This window comes from uncultured Nostoc sp. (genome assembly GCF_964245445.1).
Classification (GTDB): domain Bacteria; phylum Cyanobacteriota; class Cyanobacteriia; order Cyanobacteriales; family Nostocaceae; genus Nostoc.
This window is the reverse complement of the sequence record NZ_CAXTNE010000306.1, coordinates 1-8,872: the sequence shown is the minus strand read 5'-3', so window position 1 is coordinate 8,872 and position 8,872 is coordinate 1. Positions and strand designations below refer to the sequence as shown.

Here is an 8,872-nt window from a genome sequence, read left to right as displayed (position 1 = left end):
TTGAACGATATTGTGCAATGACAGGTAGACCTGCAACTGATGTGATTCGGGAGTTGATTCGCTCTCTCTCCATAACCGAGTTGTCAGCCTCTGAACAGACTACATCTACGCTAAAATATGATGTTCCAATTCTGAAATAATGGCAATTGAACCACTTGGGTCTGTTTGGCATTATCCAGGTTAGACAACGAAATGCCCAGCAACCTAATACTGCGGTTTTCCAGATCAATCGACTCAAACAGCGCTTTGGCTATCTCAAAAATCGTAGAGAGTTCACTGAGGGGAGCAAGCATTGTTTTACTGCGCGTTATCTGATGATAGTCAGAAAACTTGACTTTCAGAGTTAACGTGCGGCCTCGTGTTTCATGTTGCTCTAACCGTTGCTTGACAATTTGGGCAATCTGGTCGAGTTCTTGTAACATTTGGCCGACATCGCTTAAGTCCTGTGCAAATGAGGTTTCTGCACCAATGGACTTGCGAACCCGATTCGCCTCAACTGGGCGGTCATCTTCTGCTCTGGCAATCTTGTAGTAATAATGACCAGCTTTACCAAAGTGGTGTGTTAGCTCCAAAAGCGATCGCCTCTTTAAATCTGCGCCAGTATGAATGCTAAGTGAATGCATCTTCGCCGCCGTCACCTCTCCAATGCCGTGAAACTTTTCAATTGGTAGCTGTTCTACAAAGGCGTAGACGCTTGCGGCTTGTCGTAGACATCGCTTGCTCTGGCAAAATCACCGTTAGTCCATTCGGCTTGTTCTACCCTGATGCCATTTTTGCAAGAAACTTGTTAATTGACACGCCTGCGGTTGCCGTCAACTGAGTTTCCTGGAAAATTGCAGTTTTGATGTGTCTTGCGATAGTAGAAGCATAGGTGATATTCTGCCTGTTCTCAGTAACATCCAAATATGCTTCATCTAGTGCAACTCCTTCCACTAAATCACTGTAGCGTTTAAAGATAGCGTGGATTGCTGCGGAAATCTCTCGGTAAACGTCGAATCTTGGTCTAACGAATATGAGTCCGGGACATTTGGCAATTGCTGTTACTGAGGGCATCGCTGAGTGAATCCCAAACTTACGAGCTTCATAACTGGCGGCGGCAACCACACCTCGCTGATTCGGGCTGCCACCGACGACTAACGGTTTACCTCGGTAGCTAGGGTTGTCCCTCTGCTCTACCGATGCGTAAAAAGCATCCATATCTACGTGAATTATTTTCCTAGTTCTAGCGACAGATTCTTGTCCCAAGCGTAGCTCCACCACAAGCAGTCTCGTTTTTCACAGCATTTTCAAAGAAGTAAATACAATCTCAGTTTATAGTATGCCAGTACTATCTTAGAGATAAAATTACCTGTTGTCGTTTTGAGCAACTGTCTCCTGAAGGGGTGTTTGAGAGGATACATAGTTTTTATGCCATCAGGCAAGCGAAGAAAGTTTTTTAAGTAGAAAAGAGCGTACCTGGAATTGCAACTATATTAAATATTAAACAGATCTAACTTTATTAGTTCAAAAACATAAAAGAACACACATGACCACTAAAATAGATTTTCAAGGGGATATGGATAACGCAAGCATTCCATTGAATCAAAACAAAGAAGAAGTATTTCAATGGACAAAGCAGTGGTATCCTGTAGCAGTTGTGGATTTTTTAGATCCATCTCGCCCACATGCAATACAGTTATTAGGAAAAGATTTAGTCTTGTGGCGAGACAGTTTGAGTAAATGGTCAATATTTGAAGATTGTTGCCCCCATCGACTAGCTCCTCTTTCAGAAGGGCGTGTTGAGTCTGATGGCACACTTTTATGTGCTTATCATGCTTGGCGTTTTGATTCGCAGGGAAACTGTGTGAGTATTCCCCAGTCGAAAGATCAGCAAACATCCTCTAAGCACTGCTCAAATTCAAAGTCATCTGCAATTAGTTATCCAACACAAGAACGGCAGGGTTTATTATGGGTTTGGGCTGAGTCTGGTTCTGAAGCACAGCTTGAAAGTCAATTGAGGACACCACGAATTATTCCAGAACTTGAAGAAAATTCCGACAGAGTAGTTCATCTATTTTGGAATATACGTGACCTACCCTATGGATGGGACTTTTTCATGGAGAATGTAGCTGACCCAGCCCATGTCCCTGTTTCCCACCACGGTATAGTTGGCAATCGGTATAAAGATGCTAATTACTACGATATGCTTTGCATCAAGGAAATGTCTACTCAAGAAGGATTTTCTTTTGAAATAACACCGACCGCCCCCACGATTTCACAAGCGATTCACGATTTCCAACCACCTTGTCAGATGAGGATTGTTTCTACTTCCAAAGATGGTGGTAAGCTGATCTTGGCATTGTATGCTACCCCTACACGCCCAGGGTGGTGTCGTCATATTGGTTGCCAGGTCTTAGTTAAGAACGAGATGGGTAAGACACCTAAAGGATTAGGAGTCTTTGGACTACCAATGCCAACTTGGCTAGGACATGTTTTGTCATCCTTGTTCTTACACCAAGACTTAGTATTTCTTCATTATCAACAGAAGATTCTAGCTAAACGCCAAAAGAGCCAATGGGTGAACGCAGTTTATACACCTAATCCTCAAGATAAAATGGTCATTGCATTTCGCCAGTGGTTGGAGAAAAAAGCTGGAGGTAGTATTCCTTGGGCTTGGGGGTGTAATACCGATCTTCCCTTGCCCGAATTAGACAAACAAAAGCTTTTTGATGTCTGGACAACTCATACCCAACATTGCCAAGTTTGCAAAGATGCTTTGAAAAATATTAAACGTCTACGGGTGTTAGCTTACGGGTTATCTATATTGTGCTTATGTATTGCTGTAATTCTGGATGCAAGAACCATAGCGGTAAAAGCTACATTAGCATCTGCAAACCAAATACCTGCATCACTTTTAACGGTTTTTCCTCATACAGGATTCTGGTGGGCGCTTGGGGGTGCAATATTATTTGTACTTCTAGGATACTTGCTTGATAAATTTAGTCGCCTATTTTACGTTTACGAGTTTGAACACGCACACAATGATTAATGAACTCAAGGTCAGTGCTAAGAAAATTTATTCAGAAGGCTCAGTTGGCAGGAGCGTCCTGCCAACTGAGCCTTCTGAATTCCAAACTTCCAAACCAAGTTGTACCCCGTTCGAGAGATGCCAATAATTTCGCCTATTGCTATGAGTAGCAGATCAGTTCAGAAATATTTTACTCAATCAAACCCAAATGCCGATGGAATGCTTCAACAGCATTTGCCACACCATCTTCATTCCTTAACTTCTGGCCTAACTCTTGGGGTTTACACCGCATTACCTTATCACCCAGTACGATTTCAATCGCTGCTGCTAAAGTTTTTTCTGATACCTTCTGGTACGGTATCGGTTGTGGACTGACTCCCAATCGGGTTAGCTTTTCACCCCAAACTGGCTGATCTGCAAAAAAGGGTACAGTAACTGATGGTGTCCCTGCGCGTAACACTGCCGCCGTTGTACTAGCTCCTCCGTGATGTACTACTGCTGGCACTTGAGGAAATAACCAATCATGAGGAACTTCCTTGATCACAAACACTCGTAGCGAATCTTTTATATTCACCGTTCTTCCAACGTCCCCCCAGCCTGACAATATAATCCCGCCTTGATGGTTTTTCTTTAGAGCTTCCACGATGTAGTGTGTGAGATACTCTGGATTGGGCATCGTCATGCTTCCATTCCATTACACAAAGGCAATTGCTTTCGTCCAAGAAAATCTTCTAGTTCCAAGGGTGGCTCGTATTCGGAGGCTTGGTCAATAAACCAAAAACCAGTCACATGCGCCCAATGCGGCCAGTCATCAGGTTTTGGGATTACGTGCGAACTAAATCCATACAATTTACTGAACATTGCTAATATCAATCTCGTATAAGGTTTTGTGCATTCGTATCGTATGCAGTGCCGTCAAAATAAGCATATTTAATTACAAAATTTTTAAGGACAAATAGCTGGCTTTTACCTATATTTTGAACTTTTGGTATAATTCTACTTGAAATCACGGTATTTTGCTTGCTTGAGGTGCAGTAGCTTGACCCTGGTGAGCGTTGTTACTTGGTCACTTTTTTATGATTAGCGATCACAACCGAAATAGTTCAATTTTAACTAAAATGTTGCCATGAGTTCAAAACCTAGGTAAAAGCTTGCCGTTTGTTCTGAAGACTTTGTAATTAAATATGCTTATTTTAAGGAAGCTTGATCATAATTTCAGCCATTTTAACTCTATAGGCCAATAGGCTACTGTCTCAAGTATGAGATTACTAAAGTTAAATGAAAGTATAAGCTTGCCACTGCGGTAACCTTTTCCTTTAAGTCACAGTCACATAGAACTGATTCAATAGGATGAACGAGTTAACTCTTTGTGTTTTATCTACCCAGAATAGTGGTCTGGAAAACAACTTTCTTAACAATTCTTTGCAACGTGTCCTATTTTGCATAAAAAAGGCTTTTTTACATGAAACAAGAAAAAGACATACCAACTTTATATCCACAATCAAAACCGTATCTTGTTAAATTGATGAAATGGCTCTTAACAATTGCTCTAATTTTGAGTAGCACCACTCAATATCCAGCACGAGTAATAGCCCAAACTAAACAACCAGCAACTACTAAGCAGCCTGTACAGCCAGTCAAGACACCTGCTTCACCTCAACAACGCACCTCTCGACCAGCTTTTGTTTTGCCAAAAGTACCTGCTCGCTTAAGTCCTATATCTGGGCGTAGAGCAGGAATGGGTAGTCGGGACAATTGTCCTGCGGTAGCAACTGCACTTACTGCTTTAGTGCCATTTCAAGAGGAACAAAAGGTTAGCAAACAAAGGGATAAATTAGTTATCAAGATTGTAGAGGGGTTAACCACCTCTGAACGACCTACATTTTGGTTTTACGTTCCTTACACTCAAGATTTGTCTACCTCCAACGCTGAGTTTAGCTTACAGGATAGTGAAGGCAAAGATGTTTACAGAAATGCGATCGCACTACCTCCAAAGCCCAGTGTCATTGGTATTTCTCTCCCTGAGAATGTTACATCTTTAAAAGTAGGTAAAACATATCGCTGGTATTTAAAAGTTCGCTGCAAGCAGCAAACAGCAAGTGTTCCTGTGTACGTAGAAGGAGACATTCAAAGAATGAATTTAAATTATCGTGTTATTCAGCAATTGGAAGCAACAACCGATCCCCGACAGAAGATTGCAATCTATGCCAAAGAAGGTATTTGGTTTGACGCTTTAACTATGCTGGCACAAATACGCCTTTCTAATTATAATGATACTTCTGTTAAAGAAGATTGGCAGAGTTTATTGCAATCCGTCAATTTGGGTAATATTTCTACGGCTCCTATAGTCAATTCAACCAACCGTCAATAATCTTAAATCTCTATAACCAATTACCAACTAAAACATAGGGTGCCCAGTACATCGGACGGTTATATTCAGGAGCTTCAAGTAGTTTTAATTGAGCAAAGCGTAAAGCTTCTACCGTAGTTTTACCAGTCATCAACTGGCGGTAAAATTCCTCAATAAATAAAACTGTAGAGTCATCGCCAATTTGCCATAGTGAGGCTAAAGTACTCCGCGCACCAGCACGCAGGGCAACTCCTGCTAATCCCAACGCAGCTCGGTTATCTCCTGCTGCTGTTTCGCAAGCACTCAAAACAAGTAATTCAACTGGCTCTGTTCGTTTTTGCTCTCTACTTTTAAGCAAACTATCTAATTCACTCACATTAATGCGTCCATCAGCTGCTAGGATAAAAGTGTCTTTTGCTTTAGAGCTAAATTGCCCGTGAGTTGCCAAGTGAACAACTCTAAAAGGTTGAGCGTTGATGGTTTTTCTTAAAGTCGTACTAGTAAAATTTTTATCCAATAATGTAGTTGTCGATACCCCTGATTCCTGAATAAATTTCAGTTCAACCAAAACGTAGGGAAGCGCTGCAAAATTTTCATTTTTGGGTGATTGCGATAATCCTCCAGCCAGGGCATTTAATTTTTTCTGTTCTAGAGGTTTGGGAGTAAATAGTTGCAGTCCTGGGCTAATAACTACAGAGTATTTTTGGACTAAATACTCTCTGCCATCATATAATGCAGACATCGGGATATTTCGCAACAACCCGTCTGGAATAAAGACTAGAGTATTAACTTTACTATTTTTAAGGTCTGTTTCAACTGGTTTAATTAACCAGTTATAAAGCTGTTGAGAAACTGCTTGAAATTGCAGATTAGCATCAGGTTCGACTATTGTATCTCGTATTTTTGTAATAACTTGCTCTACTTGCTGACGGTTGACTTGAGAAGTTTTATGAATCAACGGTTGCTTGGGAAGTTTGATGATAATTTCTAAATAGTTATCTAGGATAATCGGGTAGAAAATAGCAGTATTCGGGTTGTCGCGGTCTACTACTTTGTCCAATACCACAAATTGGTTGCTCAAGCAAGCTTCTCGAAAAAAATTGTCGAGTTCTGCGACTTGCAAGGCTTCTATTCGCTGACGTGCTTTATCTAAATCTGGTTTTCCTTGTCCAATCTCTTGTAAAATCAACTCTACAGACTGCCGATAAAGAGGTTCTATGCGATCGCGAAAATTGAACTGCACGTCTCGATTAACTCCAACTAAATCACTGCGAAGAGACTGAAGAGTTGTTACAGCAGCATCATAAGCAGATATGGCGGCTGGGATATTTCCCTGTGCTTTGAGCAAACGTCCTAACTGCCACTCAAGGCGATAAGCTATATCTGAGGCATCAATTTTTTCAGCCAGAAATAAGGCTTGCTGCGTCAAATCCTGTGCTTCTTGCCATTGTTGGTTCTGTTCGTAAACTTCTCCTAAGCTGCCCAGTGCATAGGATTCGGCACGTTCATCGCCGATTATTTTGGCTTGTTGAACACTACTTGCCAAAATCTCTGCAATGTCTTTTTTGTTACCAATTGTCGTCAAAGTTTGAGCAAAATTGATCCGTGCATAAATACCAGCTTGATTGGTAGGCAGATTCGGGACTTGAGATTGGATTGTGGGTATTAATGACTTTGCTTCAGTGATGCGTTGGTTTTCGACCAGCAAACTCAGCTGATTAATCAGGGCTTGAACTTTGGCTAGAGAGTTTGGTGCAATTTTGGCAGCATTTTCATAATGAGCGATCGCATTTTTAATATCACTTAACGACCTAGCAGTATTACCGAGGCTAAATTCCGTCAAACTAATTTCTAGAGGCAGTTGCAGACGTTGAGCGATTTCTAAGCTTTGTTGTAAGTTTTTCTGGGATAACTCAAGTTCGCCTAATTGTTGTAAGACATTGCCAAGCGATCGCAAAGCTGTTACTTTTACAGGTGAGTCAGGTTGGGAAATTAATTGTTGGGATACTTCATTCAATATATCTAAGCTACGGCGGTAAAAACCAGCAACTCGTAGAGCTTGTGCTTGGTTAATCCGGCTGCGCGTTATTCCGGCATTGTCACTTAATTTTTTCCAGACTTGCTCTGCTTCTTGTGATGTTTTCATAGATGCATCAGTTTGTCCCTGTGATAGTTGCAATTCGCCCTGAATATTTAGAGTTTGTGCAAGAATTTCTAACAATTCAGATTTGGGATTGTTGACATTTAACTTTTGATTTATCTCATCCCAACCAAGCAAATTTAAGCTATTGTCAATAGTTGCATAAGCTTCTTTCCAGGAGCCGAGTTGCTGGTATACAAGACAAAGGTTAGTCAGCGCTGCGGCTTGTGCAAGGTTATTGCTTTCTCGTTGATAAGTACGGACAGCTTGTTGTAAAATAATTACGGCTTCAGTAAAGCGCCCAGTCTGATAAAGTGCTTCTCCTTGCTCAAGAAGTGCCTGTGGTTTTGTAGCTGGGGGTTTATTGGTTTGGATGTGAAATCTGTCTGGTGAATTTGTTTTTTGTTGTTTAGCGAATGTGCTAGGGATAATAGTCAGGAAAACAGCAAGGGTAAATAGGAGTACAGGAGTTACCGCAAATCTAATTACTCGCTTTGGCAGCTGGAATTTTGCCATATTTAACACCTCCCTAAGATACAGGACAGGAAGCAGGTGTTTGCCAAGGGCTGTGGGGATTGAGTTGAGGAACTTGTGCTACTAATTCTATGTTTCCCTTGCGATCGATTACCCAGCCAGAAGCTTCCACAATTGGAATTGTAGCAGCAATGGAAGTAGTTGAAACTGCTGTTGGTTGTGGCACAGGCGTTGTGTTTGCCAAGTTTTCTGCGTTTGGTCTTAATCTTACCCACGCAGACACAGTACTTGAATCTTGTAATGGTTCAGTGGGACTCATGGGTAGTCCGCCGCGTCCTGTTGCCACAAATGTATTTTGGAATTGCCGAGTTCCAGGTGTGCAGGCATTGGAAATTTGCCTAGAAGCATCAACTAGATTAATTGGGAGTTCGACTAAGCCCCGAGTGGGGTCTATATCAGGTGTAGTGATTTGCACATTACCGCTCAACTCGCGAGTTGCCCCGGTGGCGGTGATGTCGCTTGTGTTTGGCGAAAGTATATCCCGAAACTGAAGACCAAAGATACCTTTAGTATTGATTCTGACATTCCCGCCACGAAAGTCATCAGAGTCGGCAGTAATATCGCTATTTTCAAAAGCAGCCAAGACATCGGCCTTGATATTGATGTTACCACCGATGACGTTTTCTCCTTGGGCATCAGTTCTGATATTGCTATTACGACCTATTATTAAATCTCGTGAGTCAATGTTAATTGTCGCCTGTTCTCTATTCGGGTCAACTTTGGGGCTTTGTGTATTGGCGGTGAGTATAGCATTGTTGTTTAAACGGATAGAGCGAGCATTTAATGTCATGTTGCCTGCGGTTCCTGTTCCGAGACTTTCTACGCCTACTTCTGCCCCATC

General features: G+C 41.7%; 7 protein-coding genes and 2 pseudogenes. 3 read left to right on the top strand and 6 right to left on the bottom strand.

What is annotated here, in order from left to right; genetic code table 11:
- Positions 1–140: pseudogene (locus tag ACFE90_RS32545) on the top strand (CopG family transcriptional regulator); the annotation flags it as partial.
- On the opposite strand, the gene ACFE90_RS32540 reads toward ACFE90_RS32545, so the two are convergent.
- Positions 111–623, bottom strand: coding sequence for a hypothetical protein (locus tag ACFE90_RS32540; protein ID WP_375506442.1), 513 nt, complete (start codon positions 621–623; stop codon positions 111–113). The pseudogene ACFE90_RS32545 and the gene ACFE90_RS32540 sit on opposite strands and share 30 nt — an antisense overlap.
- A 133-nt stretch (positions 624–756) precedes the next feature.
- The gene (gene dinB / locus ACFE90_RS32535; protein ID WP_375506441.1) at positions 757–1,260 is read right to left on the bottom strand and encodes a DNA polymerase IV; all 504 of its coding nucleotides are present in this window, start codon (positions 1,258–1,260) and stop codon (positions 757–759) included.
- A gap of 265 nt (positions 1,261–1,525) precedes the next feature.
- On the opposite strand from dinB, the gene ACFE90_RS32530 reads away from it, so the two are divergent.
- The gene (locus tag ACFE90_RS32530) at positions 1,526–3,028 is read left to right on the top strand and encodes a Rieske 2Fe-2S domain-containing protein (protein ID WP_375506440.1); all 1,503 of its coding nucleotides are present in this window, start codon (positions 1,526–1,528) and stop codon (positions 3,026–3,028) included.
- Positions 3,029–3,197: 169 nt separating this feature from the next.
- Here ACFE90_RS32530 and ACFE90_RS32525 read toward each other — a convergent pair whose 3' ends face one another.
- On the bottom strand, positions 3,198–3,689 hold the full coding sequence (locus tag ACFE90_RS32525) for a glycosyltransferase (RefSeq protein ID WP_375506439.1): 492 nt from the start codon (positions 3,687–3,689) through the stop codon (positions 3,198–3,200).
- A complete protein-coding gene (locus ACFE90_RS32520; RefSeq protein ID WP_375506438.1) occupies positions 3,686–3,868 on the bottom strand; it encodes a hypothetical protein in 183 nt (60 codons plus the stop codon). The genes ACFE90_RS32525 and ACFE90_RS32520 overlap by 4 nt, the downstream gene beginning before the upstream one ends.
- 601 nt (positions 3,869–4,469) lie before the next feature.
- On the opposite strand from ACFE90_RS32520, the gene ACFE90_RS32515 reads away from it, so the two are divergent.
- Positions 4,470–5,378: a DUF928 domain-containing protein gene (locus ACFE90_RS32515; RefSeq protein WP_375506437.1), complete on the top strand. Its 909-nt coding sequence runs from the start codon at positions 4,470–4,472 to the stop codon at positions 5,376–5,378.
- A gap of 10 nt (positions 5,379–5,388) precedes the next feature.
- Here ACFE90_RS32515 and ACFE90_RS32510 read toward each other — a convergent pair whose 3' ends face one another.
- Both ACFE90_RS32510 and ACFE90_RS32505 read right to left on the bottom strand, forming a co-directional pair.
- Complete coding sequence (locus tag ACFE90_RS32510) at positions 5,389–8,013, bottom strand: CHAT domain-containing protein (protein ID WP_375506436.1); 2,625 nt, start codon at positions 8,011–8,013, stop codon at positions 5,389–5,391.
- A gap of 13 nt (positions 8,014–8,026) precedes the next feature.
- Positions 8,027–8,872, bottom strand: a pseudogene (locus tag ACFE90_RS32505) (filamentous hemagglutinin); the annotation flags it as partial.

Coding starts and splice junctions, on each gene's coding strand:
- ACFE90_RS32540 (WP_375506442.1), bottom strand. CDS start 623: ATGCATTCACTTAGCATTCATACTGGCGCAGATTTAAAGAGGCGATCG.
- ACFE90_RS32530 (WP_375506440.1), top strand. CDS start 1,526: ATGACCACTAAAATAGATTTTCAAGGGGATATGGATAACGCAAGCATT.
- ACFE90_RS32525 (WP_375506439.1), bottom strand. CDS start 3,689: ATGACGATGCCCAATCCAGAGTATCTCACACACTACATCGTGGAAGCT.
- ACFE90_RS32520 (WP_375506438.1), bottom strand. CDS start 3,868: ATGTTCAGTAAATTGTATGGATTTAGTTCGCACGTAATCCCAAAACCT.
- ACFE90_RS32515 (WP_375506437.1), top strand. CDS start 4,470: ATGAAACAAGAAAAAGACATACCAACTTTATATCCACAATCAAAACCG.
- ACFE90_RS32510 (WP_375506436.1), bottom strand. CDS start 8,013: ATGGCAAAATTCCAGCTGCCAAAGCGAGTAATTAGATTTGCGGTAACT.